Source organism: Methylobacterium sp. WCS2018Hpa-22 (assembly GCF_031843785.1).
Classification (GTDB): Bacteria; Pseudomonadota; Alphaproteobacteria; order Rhizobiales; family Beijerinckiaceae; genus Methylobacterium.
On record NZ_JAVTJA010000018.1, the window covers coordinates 37,964 to 53,048 of the forward strand.

The 15,085-nt window shown below is 62.4% G+C and carries 11 protein-coding genes; 8 read left to right on the top strand and 3 right to left on the bottom strand.

All coding sequences use genetic code 11. The features are described from left to right. Positions 1-265: 265 nt before the first annotated feature. Positions 266-3,997, top strand: a complete 3,732-nt coding sequence (locus tag RQI43_RS20715) for a vitamin B12-dependent ribonucleotide reductase (protein WP_311276443.1) — start codon at positions 266-268, stop codon at positions 3,995-3,997. A gap of 541 nt (positions 3,998-4,538) precedes the next feature. On the opposite strand, the gene RQI43_RS20720 is transcribed toward RQI43_RS20715, so the two are convergent. After that, positions 4,539-6,593: a tetratricopeptide repeat protein gene (locus RQI43_RS20720; protein WP_311276444.1), complete on the bottom strand. Its 2,055-nt coding sequence runs from the start codon at positions 6,591-6,593 to the stop codon at positions 4,539-4,541. Between the two features lie 499 nt (positions 6,594-7,092). Here RQI43_RS20720 and RQI43_RS20725 point away from each other — a divergent pair, with 499 nt between their 5' ends. Beyond that, complete coding sequence (locus RQI43_RS20725) at positions 7,093-8,295, top strand: molybdopterin-dependent oxidoreductase (RefSeq protein ID WP_311276470.1); 1,203 nt, start codon at positions 7,093-7,095, stop codon at positions 8,293-8,295. 11 nt (positions 8,296-8,306) lie between these two features. After that, a complete protein-coding gene (locus RQI43_RS20730; protein WP_311276445.1) occupies positions 8,307-8,627 on the top strand; it encodes a cytochrome c in 321 nt (106 codons plus the stop codon). A 21-nt stretch (positions 8,628-8,648) separates the two neighbouring features. On the opposite strand, the gene RQI43_RS20735 is transcribed toward RQI43_RS20730, so the two are convergent. Further along, the gene (locus RQI43_RS20735; RefSeq protein ID WP_244477894.1) at positions 8,649-8,927 is read right to left on the bottom strand and encodes a hypothetical protein; all 279 of its coding nucleotides are present in this window, start codon (positions 8,925-8,927) and stop codon (positions 8,649-8,651) included. Between the two features lie 110 nt (positions 8,928-9,037). Between RQI43_RS20735 and RQI43_RS20740 the strand changes: the two genes are divergently transcribed. The 5 genes from RQI43_RS20740 to RQI43_RS20760 all read left to right on the top strand — a co-directional run bounded on the left by RQI43_RS20740 (position 9,038) and on the right by RQI43_RS20760 (position 14,558). Continuing rightward, positions 9,038-10,117, top strand: a complete 1,080-nt coding sequence (locus tag RQI43_RS20740; RefSeq protein WP_405030674.1) for a YeiH family protein — start codon at positions 9,038-9,040, stop codon at positions 10,115-10,117. 125 nt (positions 10,118-10,242) lie between these two features. Beyond that, the gene (locus RQI43_RS20745; protein ID WP_311276472.1) at positions 10,243-12,123 is read left to right on the top strand and encodes an MHYT domain-containing protein; all 1,881 of its coding nucleotides are present in this window, start codon (positions 10,243-10,245) and stop codon (positions 12,121-12,123) included. Between the two features lie 35 nt (positions 12,124-12,158). Beyond that, positions 12,159-12,572, top strand: a complete 414-nt coding sequence (locus RQI43_RS20750; protein WP_405030676.1) for a response regulator — start codon at positions 12,159-12,161, stop codon at positions 12,570-12,572. A 13-nt stretch (positions 12,573-12,585) separates the two neighbouring features. Beyond that, complete coding sequence (locus tag RQI43_RS20755) at positions 12,586-13,635, top strand: response regulator (protein ID WP_311276446.1); 1,050 nt, start codon at positions 12,586-12,588, stop codon at positions 13,633-13,635. A gap of 95 nt (positions 13,636-13,730) precedes the next feature. Continuing rightward, a complete protein-coding gene (locus tag RQI43_RS20760; RefSeq protein ID WP_311276447.1) occupies positions 13,731-14,558 on the top strand; it encodes a 3-keto-5-aminohexanoate cleavage protein in 828 nt (275 codons plus the stop codon). Between the two features lie 73 nt (positions 14,559-14,631). Here the strand turns inward: RQI43_RS20760 and RQI43_RS20765 are convergent, their stop codons facing one another. Further along, complete coding sequence (locus RQI43_RS20765) at positions 14,632-15,051, bottom strand: FKBP-type peptidyl-prolyl cis-trans isomerase (RefSeq protein WP_056427046.1); 420 nt, start codon at positions 15,049-15,051, stop codon at positions 14,632-14,634. Between the last annotated feature and the right edge of the window lie 34 nt (positions 15,052-15,085).

A 15,085-nucleotide genomic window follows, 5' to 3' on the forward strand; every position in this document is an offset into this window, starting at 1 on the left:
ATATCCACAGGTTTCTAAGCGGAGCCACAACATCTAGCGCGGAACGTAGCCGGCACACACAAGTTGTTGACGGGAAGGCCCCGGTCGCGATAGCGTTCGATGGTCACCGGAGCGGTCGAGTCCGCTGGGTGGTTCAAGACATTTCCGGCCAGGGGACAGCGCATCGCGAGCGTTCGCGGGCGCTCGCCTTCGTCAGACTGAGCAAGAATTCGGCGGCGCGCGACGCGGCGTCGCCATCGATACTTCGGCAAGGGATACAGGGTTCATGCGGTTCGAGCGGCGTTACACCACGGCCGGGCAATCCCCCTACGCGACCATCGCCTTCCGCAAGGCGCTGAGCGAGATCCGCAACCCGGACGGATCCATCGTCTTTCGCCTCGACGGTATCTCGGTGCCGGAGAGCTGGAGCCAGGTCGCCAGCGATGTGCTGGCGCAGAAGTATTTCCGCAAGGCCGGCGTGCCGGCGCGTCTGAAGAAGGTCGAGGAGAACGACGTTCCCTCCTTCCTGTGGCGCTCGGTGGCCGATGAGGCCGCCCTGGCGGAACTGCCCGAGGCCGAGCGTTCGGGCTCTGAGATCTCCTCCACACAGGTGTTCGACCGCCTCGCCGGCTGCTGGACTTACTGGGGCTGGAAGGGCGGCTATTTCACTTCCGAGGAGGATGCCGCCGCCTTCCTCGACGAGCTGCGCTTCATGCTCGCCCGCCAGATGGTGGCGCCGAACTCGCCGCAATGGTTCAATACCGGTCTTCACTGGGCCTACGGCATCGACGGCCCGGCGCAGGGCCACCATTACGTCGATTACTGCACCGGCGAACTGGTGAAGTCGGCCTCGAGCTACGAGCACCCGCAGCCGCATGCCTGTTTCATCCAGGGCGTGCAGGACGACCTCGTGAACGAGGGCGGCATCATGGACCTTTGGGTCCGCGAGGCGCGCCTGTTCAAGTACGGCTCCGGTACCGGCTCGAACTTCTCGATGCTGCGCGGCGAGAACGAGAAGCTCGGCGGCGGAGGCAAGTCCTCGGGTCTGATGTCCTTCCTGAAGATCGGCGACCGGGCGGCCGGCGCGATCAAGTCGGGCGGCACCACGCGCCGCGCCGCCAAGATGGTCATCGTCGACATCGACCACCCGGATATCGAGCAATACATCGACTGGAAGGTGAAGGAGGAGCAGAAGGTCGCCGCCCTGGTGACCGGCTCCAAGATCGTCTCGAAGCATCTCCAGGCGGTAATGAAGGCCTGCACCCAGTGCGAGGCCGAGGGTGACGCCTGTTTCGATCCCGAGCGTAACCCGGCGCTGAAGAAGGCCGTGAAGGCCGCCCGCAAGGAGATGGTGCCGGATGCCTACACCAAGCGGGTGATTCAGTTCGCCCGCCAGGGCTTCACCAAGATCGATTTCCCCGTCTACGACACCGACTGGGATTCGGAGGCCTACCTCACCGTCGCCGGTCAGAATTCGAACAATTCCGTCTCGCTCACCGACGACTTCCTCCGGGCGGTCGAGGCCGATGGCGACTGGAACCTCACCGCCCGCACCACCGGCAAGCCGGTGAAGACCCTGAAGGCGCGTGAGCTGTGGGACAAGATCGGCGAGGCCGCCTGGGCCTCGGCCGATCCGGGCCTGCACTTCAACACCACGATGAACGACTGGCACACCTGCCCCTCGGCGGGCCGGATCCGCGCCTCGAACCCGTGCTCCGAGTACATGTTCCTCGACGACACGGCCTGTAACCTCGCCTCCGCGAACCTGCTGACGATGTATGACCGCGCCAGCGGCCAGTTCGACGTCGCCGCCTTCGAGCATCTCAACCGTCTCTGGACCGTGGTCCTCGAGATCTCGGTGATGATGGCGCAGTTCCCGTCGAAGGAGATCGCGGAGCTGTCCTACCGCTACCGCACCCTCGGCCTCGGCTTCGCCAATATCGGCGGCCTGCTGATGAGCATGGGCCTGCCCTACGATTCGCATCAGGGCCGGGCCCTCGCCGGGGCGCTGACCGCGATCATGACCGGCGTTGCCTACGCCACCTCCGCCGAGATGGCGGCCGAGCTCGGGCCGTTCCCCGGCTACGATGAGAACGCGGACGCCATGCTCAAGGTGATCCGCAACCATCGTCGTGCCGCTCACGGCGAGGCCGCGGGCTACGAGTTCCTCTCTATCGCCCCCGTTCCCCTCGACATTGCCAACGTGCCCCAGGCCGATCTGGCCGAGCGTGCCAAGGTGGCGTGGGACCGGGCCCTGGCGCTCGGCGAAGAGCACGGCTACCGCAACGCCCAGGCCACCGTCATCGCGCCCACCGGCACGATCGGCCTCGTGATGGATTGCGACACGACTGGCATCGAGCCGGACTTCGCCCTGGTGAAGTTCAAGAAGCTCGCTGGCGGCGGCTACTTCAAGATCATCAACCGCGCCGTGCCGGATGCGCTGCGCTCCCTTGGCTACCGCGAATCCGAGATCGCCGAGATCGAGGCCTATGCGGTCGGCCATGGCTCGATGGGTCAGGCCCCGGCCATCAACCCGGGCTCCCTGCGTGCGAAGGGCTTCACCGACGACAAGCTCGCCGCCATCGAGGCGGGCCTGAAATCGGCCTTCGACATCAAGTTCGTATTCAACCGTTGGACGCTCGGGGACGACTTCCTGACGAGTGTGCTGAAGGTTCCGACCGAGAAGCTGGCCGACCCTACCTTCGAGATCCTGCCCTTCCTCGGCTATTCGAAGAAGGACATTGAGGCCGCCAACACGCATATTTGCGGTGCGATGACCCTCGAAGGTGCGCCGTTCCTGAAGCAGGAGCATTACGCGGTCTTCGATTGTGCCAACCCGTGCGGCCGCATCGGCAAGCGCTACCTCTCGGTGGAAAGCCACATCCGCATGATGGCGGCGGCGCAGCCCTTCATCTCGGGGGCGATCTCCAAAACCATCAACATGCCGAACGACGCCACGGTCGAGGATTGCAAGAGCGCCTACAAGCTGTCCTGGACGCTGGCCCTCAAGGCCAACGCCCTCTACCGCGACGGCTCGAAGCTGTCCCAGCCCCTGAACTCGGCGCTCATCGCCGATGAAGAAGAGGATGCCGAGGAGGCGATCGAGGCGCTGGTGGCCCAGCCGGCCAACGCCAAGGCGGCGCAGCTCGCCGAGAAGATCGTCGAGCGCGTGATCGAGCGGGTGGAGCGCATCCGGTCCCGGGAGAAGCTTCCCGACCGGCGCAAGGGCTACACCCAGAAGGCCGTCGTTGGGGGCCATAAGGTCTACCTGCGCACCGGCGAATACGAGGACGGCCGCATCGGCGAGATCTTCATCGACATGCACAAGGAAGGCGCCGCCTTCCGCTCGCTGATGAACAACTTCGCCATCGCGATCTCGATCGGCCTGCAATACGGCGTGCCGATGGAGGAATATGTCGACGCCTTCACCTTCACCCGGTTCGAGCCCTCGGGCTTCGTGCAGGGCAACGACGCGATCAAGAACGCCACGTCGATCCTCGACTACGTGTTCCGCGAACTCGCCGTCTCCTATCTCGGCCGCATGGACCTCGCCCATGTCGACCCGTCCGAGATCGGCAACACGGTGATGGGCAAAGGCGAAGGCGAAGGCACCCGCAACGGCGACCGGCCGGACACGATGGCCTCGAGCGTCGTTTCGCGCGGGCTGCTGCGCGGCTCGGCCGACCGGCTCACCCTGATCCAGGGTGGCCCGGACGGCGGGACGGTGGGCGTCGGATCCGGCACGGCCGGAACGAGCGCTCCGGCTGGAGGCGTCGTCCACGCCCTGCGGGGAGCGACGGCGCTGAAGGCCGAGCCGGAAGTGGCGGGCCAAGCCGAAAACCTCGTCACCGCCCTCCCCTTCGCCAAGGCCGAACGCACCGTGTCGGACCGCCGAGCCGAGGCCAAGATGAAGGGTTATGTCGGCGAATCCTGCCCGGAATGCGCGAACTTCACCCTCGTGCGCAACGGAACTTGCCTGAAATGCGATACGTGCGGGTCCACGACCGGTTGTTCGTGAGAATTTGTCACCCGACCCATAAGATTGACCTCGGGACGTTTAGCGGGGGTCAATTCTGACGGTAGGATTTCATGACAAGGACATGCAGGCGGCCCGCGAGGGCCGCCTGCATTGCTTCCGCCATGCTACTGAGGCAATTTGAACATCTTCACCTTAAACTGACGAGTATTGGCAGCTCCCGGAAAGCTACGCGCTAGTAACGGACACCGCGTGATTCCAGTAGCATCCGACGTGGAGAAGTTCGCGCTCGAAGAATTAGTACTTAACTGCAATTGATATTGGTCAAATCGATGCATTGCAGCCGCATCCGAATCATCGTGTCTTGATGCTGGCGAGCGGTATTTACGAGAATTTGTCGAAAAGTTAGATCTGAACCGGCTCTTCGTTATCGTCCGTCTCCTCAATAACGGACCTTAAGCGTCAGATTGGTAGCCCACCACGTCGCAGGGTCCCCGTCTGTGCCGACGAAAGCCATCAACTGACCCATAACGAATCAAGTCGCCTTTCGACCGAAAAACCGCAAACAGACGACGGTCCTATCTTAGATCGAGCGGCGTAAAGATATCGACATGGGACGGGTCGCCCGCACGAGGCAGCGTCCGAGCCACAGCCAGCTCAAGGGATCGCGCGGGGCCAACCTGATTGCTGCTTTCGCTTCCTGGAAGCCAGCGGCATGATCGCCAGCGCCACATAATGCCTTGCTCAACCCGACACGCAACCGGGCCTCACGCATGGCGGCCAGGTGCCTGATTCCCTCAGGCCGGTCGCTTAAAGCACGGCGAAAGCATTGCGTAGCAGACGACAGCGGACCGACCTGCAGCAGTTTCCATCCGGCAATGATGGCGAGTTCAAGGTCCGTTGGATGGGCGTCGCTCCCGGCTTTCGCCACCAGGGCCGCATCCGCCATGCGGCCCTGGCTATCCAAGGCTCTGGCGAAAGCCAACCAGAGTGTTGCGACCTTCGGGCTTTGTGCAAGAGTAACCCGAAACCGTTCTTGGATCGCGTCCTTCTTGTGATTCACGATCAGATATTGATGTATTGCCTTCAAACTTTCCACGTGATCGCGGCATGCCAGATCAAGTTCAATTAAATTGGCTTTTGCCTTGTCCGGATTGCCATTGATGAGGCCTTGCCGAATGTTCAACCAATTGGAGGTCATTCGAAGTCCGATATCCTCAAGCCTGGATTCGAATCCAGCGGCAGCAACTTCGGCAGCATCGGCCAATCGGTCGTGCAGATCGAGCCTGTAAGCACTTAATAGCCAGACACTCAGCGAGATGGCCATGCCCTCAGCAAAAGCTTGCGGACGCTCTCCCTCGGTCAAGCGTTGGTTATTATGAAGGAAGTGGTGATTGATCGTTTCCGCTGCGGTAGCGCTTTCTTCCAAACGAGGTTGAAGATGCACGAGATCCGCTAAACCATCCTCAAGCCGGCCTTCCACGATCCGGAGGCAGGCGTTAAGCCAATCAGCGACGATAGGCAGATCGACGTTCTCGGTGCTTGCTTCGCCACCTTTCCTCGCGACATCGATCGCATCCTGAAATCGACCTTGACGGTCCAGCATCGAGGTAAGGTCGAGCCATGTCCGCGAATTCGCGGGATCAACGGATACGATAGTTCGGAAGGTTTCTTCCGCGTCTTTACCCCGGCCGCCGACCCGCAGAGCATTGCCGATGATCTCCCGACCCCTGACCTCAGTCTCAAGCAACGGGCGGAGCCTCGCAACAGCAGCCAAGGCTTTATCAGGCGACTGCCGTGAAAAGTGACGATTTAGCATCGTTGGGACTGTGGATAGAAGGTCGTGGTACTTGAGGCTATCATGTTGGCCCATGGCTTCTGCTCTCATCCAAAGCTTCACGGCCAACTCATCGCGGCCGCGAACCATGGCCGTGCGGCCGATATGCCGGAACCAGTGCGATGTCAGGCCCCGGCGCTGACGCATCAGGTTTCGAATGCGTCCCGCATCTGAATCGAGCGTGGCGTCCAAGATGTGCTTGAGAAAGTCCGTCTCGGTTAGAAGCCAGATCGTGTAGTGATTGAGAAAAGGCGTCTTGACCCATTCGATACCGCCAATCGCGGAGAGAGCCTCTGAATTAATCCTATCGTCGATATAGTATGGGTCAGAAAATTGGACGGCGAAATCGGTGAGATCACTCCGCTTGATTGCCATGTCATGGTGCAAGGTCGGAACAAAATCTTTAGTGAACCGATTATCTCCGGGTACATCAAGAGGATTGATTGAATATTGTGGGCAAATCGCGAGCGCTCGCGACGAACCTAGCATTCGTCCATACTTGAGCGCAGCATAGGCGCCCATGCTGTAGCCATATACCAGAGATCTTGGGAGCAACTGTTCCCGTATTATACCTGCCGCCTTTTCTAGCGACGCACTTTGAAACCAGTCCCGTCCATACGATACGATGCCGATGGCGTCGTAACCGAGACCATGGGCAGGTTTCTCACCCCAGAATTTCTCTCCATCTGGGCGGAACGTCAGATCGGCAAAGGTCACTATTGTGCCACGAGGTCCGCCGTTCTTCGCGGAGCCTTTCCGCTGCACAACGCGGATCACCCCGTCATCAAAAAGGATTGGCATCTTAATTCCACGAACGAACAGGCAATGGGGGCAAAAGATAGACTGAAATCCGTCGGTATCTATAAGTGAAGCATAATATCTTTTGATGGTGATATCCTTGCAACAGCTCGCGCATCGATATGAAACTCAGTCACCAGCTGTGCATTTAATTAAAGTAATTAAAATTCAAATAACTCGCCGAAACGCGCATCGAACTTACGTTTTGATCGCTTCTCTATTAGCGTTCTATGCATTGATTTTGGAATTTTATATTTATATGTGCTGCATTGTGGCTCCCATTCGCGTGCCGTATAATCTGATACTTTGTTACTTATGGTGACGTTGTACGGCCAAACGTTGGAGGCTGTGTCTCCGCATCCATCTAGCGATTCTGGCTGGCACCTCGTGTCTCCTCGGGTCTTCGCCCTTCCCTCAACGTTTTTGATACAGGCTGGCATCGGAGGCGGTGCGTTTCGCCGGCGGCATCGCTGGTGATTGTGCTGAAGTGGCGAGGGGAGCGATGGTCGAGATCGGGCGACGGGATTTCTTGAAGGGTTCCATTGCGGCCGGGGCACTAGCGCTGCCGTTCGAGCGGCCCATGGCCGGTGAGGTCGCGACGCTGCCGTTTGCGAACGGGGAAAGGCCTCTTGTGGCTTATCCTGGAAAGCGGCCATTGCTGCAGACGACGGCACGTCCGCCTCAGCTTGAAACTCCGTTCCAGGTTTTCGACGAGGGGGTGATCACGCCGAACGATGCGTTCTTCGTGCGTTATCACCTCGCCGATATCCCGACCTCCATCGATCCAGACCTGTTCCGGCTGGAGGTAAGCGGCCATGTCGACAGGCCGATCTTCCTCTCCTTGAGGGAACTGAAGAGCCTTCCCGTCATCGACCTCGTGGCCGTGAACCAATGCTCGGGGAACTCTCGGGGCTTCTTCTTGCCCCGTGTCGCCGGGGGGCAACTCGGCAATGGCGCCATGGGGAATGCCCGCTGGACCGGCGTCTCGCTCAAATCCGTGCTCGACAAAGCCGGGGTGAAGCAGGGCGCCGTGCAGGTGGCGTTCACCGGTCTCGACGGGCCGGTTCTGTCCGAGACGCCGCGTTACGCCAAGGCTCTCGCTATCGATCATGTCGAGGATGGCGAGGTGATGCTGGCCTGGGCAATGAACGGAGAGGAGCTTCCCTGGCTTAACGGCTACCCGTTGAGGCTCGTGGTACCGGGTTTCTACGGCACCTACTGGATCAAGCACCTGAGCTCGATCACGGTGCTGGACACCCCCTTCGATGGGTTCTGGATGCAGAAGGCCTATCGCATCCCCGACAACGAGTGTGCCTGTGTCGAGCCGGGAGCCGCCTTGGGGAAGACGGTGCCTATCCATCGGCTGCCCGTTCGCTCATTCATCACCAACCTGACGGATGGTGCGACGGTTCGCGCCGGAACGGTAGCTCTGCGCGGTATCGCCTTCGATGGAGGTTCCGGCATTACGGCCGTCGACATCTCGTTGGATGACGGGACGACATGGTCGGCAGCACGGCTCGGCCAAAATATTGGCCAATACTCGTTTCGGTCCTGGAGTTATGAGGCCGATCTCAAGTCGGGCTCGCACCTGGTTCGTGTCCGCGCCAAAGCCGGAGACGGGACGACGCAGCCGATGGAGCCGCGTTGGAATCCGGCGGGATATATGCGGAACGTCATCGAGACCACCCGACTTGAGGCGCTGTGAGGAGAAGCGAGATGAGACACCATCGTTTCGCGGCCGCCTTTGGATCGCTCGCCCTTCTCATCGGTGGAACGGCCTGGGCCGCACCGCGCAGTTATGACGTCCCGGAGCCAACAGCGGAGTTGCTGCCCGTTCAGGGTCACGAAGCCGGTTTCGAGGCGGCGCAAACCTATTGCACCATGTGTCACTCGGTGGATTACATCCTCACGCAGCCGTCCGGAAAAGGCGCTGCGTTTTGGAATGCCGAGGTCACAAAGATGGTGAAGGTCTTTCGCGCACCGATCGAGGAAGCCGAAGCCAAAGCGATCGCCGCCTATCTTGCAGCCGCCTACTAACTGGCGGCCATCGATCTCAGTCTAGCGGATCGCCGTGACGAAAGCCGCGATCTGCGCCTGGGCAAGCGTCATCGTCTGATCGAAGGTCTGCTCGCTAAAATAGATCCGGCCCGCGGTGAGCGTGAGTGCCAGAGTCCAGAACACTGCAATAGCAGCATTGCGTGCGCGCCGATCACCCTGCATCGTGGAAGCGTTGCGGTCGTCGCTGACCGGTTCGCCATACGGATCGAAACTGGTGGAGCCGAAATTCGAACGAGCACTCATACGCGTTAAGATCGAGGTTTGGTTGCCATCGATCAATGGATGGGTCTTTTGAAGTTAGAGCCATATGGAGAGGGGTTTTCTCCTTTCTGCGCCCAAGGCAGAAGTTTGTTTTTGGAACGGCCTGCTGGCTGATCCCGGCAGGTGGAATGGGCGTGAAAACATCATCGAATACGGGTCTTCCCGCGGGTGAGAACACCACGCGCATGCGGCCGGCGCTGCTGCCCGGCCTGATGCTCTGCCTCGCCGTGACCGCTTCCGCCATGGCGATCCAGGCTTGGGAAGAGCGGGCCACCGGTCACCCCTATATAGAGGCATTAGTCATCGCGATCCTGTTCGGTATCGCCATCCGCACCGCATGGGTGCCGGGTGAACGCTTCCGAGCCGGGATCGCCTTCAGCGCGAAGCAACTGCTCGAAATCGCCGTGACGTTGCTGGGAGCTTCCATCAGCCTCGGTGCCATCGTTGCCTCTGGCCCGGCTCTGCTCACCGGCATCGTCGGAACGGTGTTTCTCGCGATTCTGGCGAGTTACGCGATCTGCCGGGGGCTCGGTCTGCCGGCCCGCATGGCGATCCTTGTCGCCTGCGGCAACGCCATCTGCGGGAACTCGGCTATCGCTGCCGTGGCGCCGGTGATTGGGGCCGACAGCAAGGACGTCGCTGGCTCCATCGCATTCACCGCCGTGCTCGGCGTGCTGATGGTACTCGGGCTGCCCTTGTTCATTCCCCTCGCCGGCCTGTCAGACCACCAATACGGTGTGCTCGCCGGCCTGACGGTTTATGCCGTGCCCCAAGTCCTCGCCGCGACGGTACCGGTTGGGCTCCTGAGCACCCAGGTCGGCACGCTGGTCAAGCTGGTTCGCGTCCTGATGCTCGGCCCCGTCGTGGTGGCGTTCTCGCTTCTCGCCCACCGGCTGCCCCCGGAGGCAGGCGTGCAAAGCGCGTCGCCCCGGAGACTGGGATTCACCAGGCTCGTGCCCTGGTTCATCCTCGGATTCCTCGGGCTCGCCACCCTGCGCTCCCTCGGGCTGATCCCTGACGCTGCCTCCGGCCCGGTGCGGCAAGTGGCCGGTTTTCTCACGATCATGTCGATGGCTGCCCTTGGGCTCGGAGTCGATGTCCGGGTCCTGGCGCGCATGGGCGGCCGGGTCACCCTGGCCGTCACCGGCTCGCTCGCCGTCCTCCTCGCCATCAGCCTCATCCTCATCAGGGCCCTCGGCATCTCCTGATCGGCGCAAAGCTGATGAGCGGTAAGAACGCCCGGCTGGTTCGCTGTGGTGGCGCCGGTGCCGACCGGCTACGGTCGGGCCTCTGCCGGTTCAGCGGCTCCGAATCCTCCTCAAGCAGTCGCCCGATGGTTCATACCGGCTACAATCCCGCCCTCGTCGCCCTGTCCGTCGCCATCGCGATCTTCGCGTCCTACACGGCTTTGGATCTTGGAGCTCGGGTACACAATGCAGCGCCTGGCCGCCGCATCGCGTGGATCGGAGGGGCGGCGCTGGCCATGGGTGGCGGCATCTGGTCGATGCATTTCATCGGCATGCTCGCCTTCGAGATGGGGATGCCCACCTCTTACGAGGCCGGTCTCACCGTGCTCTCGCTCGTCATCGCCATTGGCGCAACCGGCGGCGCATTCGCCTGGGTCGGCCGACCGGGAGCGAAAGCGCAGGACATCCTTGTGAGCGGCACGCTGATGGGGATCGGCATCGCCGGCATGCACTTCATCGGCATGACCGCCCTGCACATGCCCGGTAGCGTTACCTACAATCTTCTCCTTGCCGCCGTATCGGTGCTCATTGCCGTGACGGCAGCGACGGTCGGGCTCTGGCTCACGTTCCGAAATCACGGAGCGTGGCAAAAAATCATCGCTGCTTTCGTGATGGGGTTCGCCGTCTCCGGAATGCACTATACCGGCATGGCCGCCGCGACCTTCACGACCGGGGAAACCGGCGCGCATACGAGCCACGTCACGGGCCTCGCTCCGAGCCAGCAGAACCTCGCCCTCTTCGTCGGGGCGGCGACCTTCCTCACTCTGTTCCTCGCCATGCTGGCCTCCTCCATCGACCAGCAGCGCGTCCAGCGTGAGTTGAGCAATAGCGAGGCGCGGTTCCGCGCGGCGATTCAGGCTGTGCGCGGCGTGCTCTGGACCAACGATGCCGAGGGCCGGATGGTCGGCGAACAGCCGGGATGGTCAGCGATCACCGGCCAATCCTTCGAGGAGTACCAGGGGTTTGGATGGGCCAACGCCGTGCATCCGGACGATTCTCGATCGTCCGTGGACGCCTGGAACGAAACGGTCCGGGAGAAGCGAACCTTCGTCCACGAGCATCGCGTCCGGGTGAGCGACGGGACGTGGCGGCATTTCGCGATCCGTGCCGTCCCGGTTCTGGCCCCCGATGGGTCAATTCGTGAATGGGTCGGCGTGCATACCGACATCACCGAGCAGCGCGAGGCGGAAGCGGAACTCCGAGAATCCAACGAGGAGATTCAGCGCTATGCCTACATCGTCAGCCACGACCTTCGCGCCCCCCTCGTGAACGTCATGGGTTTCACGAGCGAGCTCGACGCTACGCGTGAGGACATCCGTTCCGCCCTGAAGTCCCATCCCGACGCGGAGAGGATCGACGCCGATCTTGGTGAGGCGCTCGGCTTCATCAGCGCCGCGGTGACGCGGATGGAAAGCCTGATCGCCGCGATCCTGAAACTGTCCCGCGAAGGGCGAAGAAGTTTCAGGCCGGAACCCCTCGACCTTCACGCTCTGCTTCAGCGCCTCGCCAATGCCCAGCGCCATCAGACCGACGCGGCCGGCGCGGAAGTCATCGTCGCGCCCGATCTGCCGAGGATCACGGCGGACCGACTCGCCCTCGAACAGATCTTCGGCAATCTCCTCGACAATGCGGTGAAGTATCTGGATCCCACTCGCGCCGGTCGAATCACGGTGACGGCCGCGGCCGTTGGGCCGCGAATCCGTATCGACGTCTCAGATAACGGCAGGGGAATCGCTGAACGTGACCATTCCCGCGTGTTCGAACTGTTCCGCCGCTCCGGAGCGCAGGATCGGCCGGGCGAAGGGATCGGTCTCGCCCATGTCAAAGCTTTGGTCCGGTCGCTGGGTGGACGGATCGACGTCGCCTCCAAGCTCGGTGAAGGCACCACCTTCAGCGTGACGCTGCCCCGCGGGAGCGCTACAGCTGTATACGAGGGTGTTTCGGCGACGTCCCTCGCAGCGGAATGAGGCGTGATCCGAACGTGAACCCCGTCAGTATCGTGATGATCGAGGATGACGAGGGTCATGCCCGGCTCATCGAGCGCAATATTCGCCGCGCGGGCGTCAACAACGAGATCATTCCGTTCCGGGACGGGACGTCGGCGCTCGCTTATCTGCTCGGACCGGACGGCACCGGAGAGGCCAGCGCCAAGCGCCCTCTCCTAATCCTGCTCGATCTCAATCTTCCCGATATGACCGGGATCGACATCCTGGAGAAGGTCAAGGCGAACCCACATACGCGGCGCTCGCCCGTGGTCGTTCTCACGACGACGGACGACAGCCGCGAGGTCCAGCGTTGCTACGATCTCGGCGCGAACGTCTACATCACCAAGCCGGTGAATTATGAGGGCTTCTCGAACGCTATTCGTCAGCTCGGGTTGTTCTTTTCCGTGATGCAGGTGCCCGAGAACCCATGAAAATCCGCACCGCATGAGCGCTCCCCTCGCCCCGGAGCGCGGTCGCATCCTCTATGTCGACGACGATCCCGGCCTCGGGCGCCTCGTGCAGAAGGGCCTGAACGCACGCGGCTATATCGTGGAACTTGCCGCCACCGGCGACGAGGGTCTTGCGCGTCTGGGCCAGGGCGGCATCGATCTCGTGGCCCTCGATCATCACATGCCCGGCCAGACCGGTCTCGACGTGCTCCCAGCCATCCGCGCCATGCCTTCCGCCCCGCCGGTAATTTATGTCACCGGGTCTGAGGACAGCCGCGTCGCGGTGGCCGCTCTGAAGGCCGGGGCCGTCGATTACGTCTGGAAGGACCTGCAGGGTCAGTTCCGCGAACTCCTCGGCGAAGCCATCGACACGGCTCTGCGCCAGGAGGCCATGAGGCGCGACAAGGAGCGGGCCGAGGCAGAGGTCCGTGAGGCCCGAGACCGCGCGGTCATGTTGCTGCGCGAGGTGAATCACCGGGTCGCCAATTCTCTCGCCCTCGTGGCGGCCTTGACGCATATGCAGACCAACGCCGTCTCCGATCCCGCTGCCAAAGCGGCCTTGCGCGAGATGCAGGCGCGGATCTCGGCCATCGCCGGCATTCATCGGCGGCTCTATACCTCCGATGATGTCGAGGCGGTGGAACTCGACGCCTATCTTTCGAGCCTCGTGGAGGAACTGCAGGGAGCGATGAAGGCAGCCGGGCGCGACCATGCCATTCGCCTCGTCGCGGAGCCGATCCGGCTTGCCACCGACAAGGCGGTCTCCGTCGGCGTCGTGGTCACCGAACTCGTGACGAACGCCTACAAATATGCGTATCCGCCGGAAGTCCCCGGCGAGATCCGGGTAGCGGTGGCGCGCGACGGGACGGACGGTTTGAGCCTGACCGTCGAGGATGACGGGATCGGGTGGACGGGCGAAGGCCAGCCTCGCGGCACCGGTCTCGGCTCGCGCATCGTCAAGGCCATGGCCACCAACCTCCGTTCCGCCCTTATCTATCGAGAGAGCGGACCCGGAACCAAGGCGACGCTGCTGTTCCAGGGCTGAGCGGACGGCTGCTTTGCCCGCGAACCCAGCACTTCGCTTACCGAGCGGAATGCAGTATTTCCCGTGCCCTCCTCATCGGACATCCGGGCCGGATCATGAAACCTGTCGTCGTCGCCGTCGCCATCACCGGTTCCGTCCCGCGCAAGACCGACAATCCGGCCCTTCCGGTGACGGTCGCCGAGCAGATCGAATCGACGCGCCAGGCCTACGAGGCGGGTGCCGCCCTGGTGCACATCCATGTGCGCAACGACGACGAGACGCCCTCGTCCGATCCCGACCGTTTCGCCGCCGTGCAGGAGGGAATTCGCCGCCATTGCCCCGGCATGATCGTGCAGTTCTCCACTGGAGGACGCGGACGCGATCCAGCCAGCCGTGGCCTGTCGCTTCGCCACCGGCCGGATATGGCCTCGCTCTCCACCGGCTCGGTCAACTTTCCGACCATCGTCTATGAGAATCCGGCGAGCCTCGTCACCGATCTCGCCAGTCAGATGCGGGCGCATGGTGTCCGGCCGGAAATCGAGATCTTCGATCTCTCACATCTTCATGGCGCCCGGCGGCTGGTGGATGAAGGGCTCATGGATGCCCGCCCCCACGTCCAATTCGTCATGGGAGTGAAGAATGCTCTGCCGGCCGACGAGCGCCTGCTCGATCTGCTCCTGGGCGAACTGAAGCAGGTACTGCCCGAGGCGACCTGGACCGCTGCCGGCATCGGACGCCATCAGGCCGAGGTCATGGACTGGGCACTTGCCCGTGGGGCGTTCTCGGTACGGACCGGATTGGAGGACAACATCCGGGTGACGAAGCACCAACTGGCAGCGAGCAATGCCGAACTGGTCGGGCTGGCTGTGGAGTGCGTGCAGCGGCACGGTCGTACCGTGGCGACACCCGCCGAGGCTCGAGCCGCACTGGGGTTGGCAGCCTGAGCGTTAGCGGGACCGATTGGGGACAGGCTAAGAGCCGGACGAGGCGAGGCTCGTCCGGGTATAAGGGTCGGGTTCAGTTCACGCCGAGCAGTTCCACGTCGAAGATGAGCGTGGCGTTCGGCGGAATTAGCCCACCGGCACCGCGTGCGCCGTAGCCGAGGTCAGAGGGGATGATGAGCGTGCGCTTGCCGCCGACCTTCATCGTGGCGACACCCTGATCCCAACCACCGATCACCTGGCCGATGCCGAGGGTGAAGCTGAAGGGCTGGCCACGGTCGCGCGAGGAGTCGAACTTCTTGCCCGGCTTGCCGCCCTCATCGAGCCAGCCGGTATAATGGACGCTGACTTTCTTGCCGGTCTGCGGCGTAGGGCCGGTCCCGACGACTTCGTCGCGATATTGCAGGCCCGAAGGCGTGGTCACGGTCTCGGCGGATGCGGAAGCGGTCATGGCGATCAACAAAGCTCCGGTGAGGGCAAGAAGCGGACGACGCATGCGGATGGTTCCTGTCTGGCGTGCCGAACCGGCC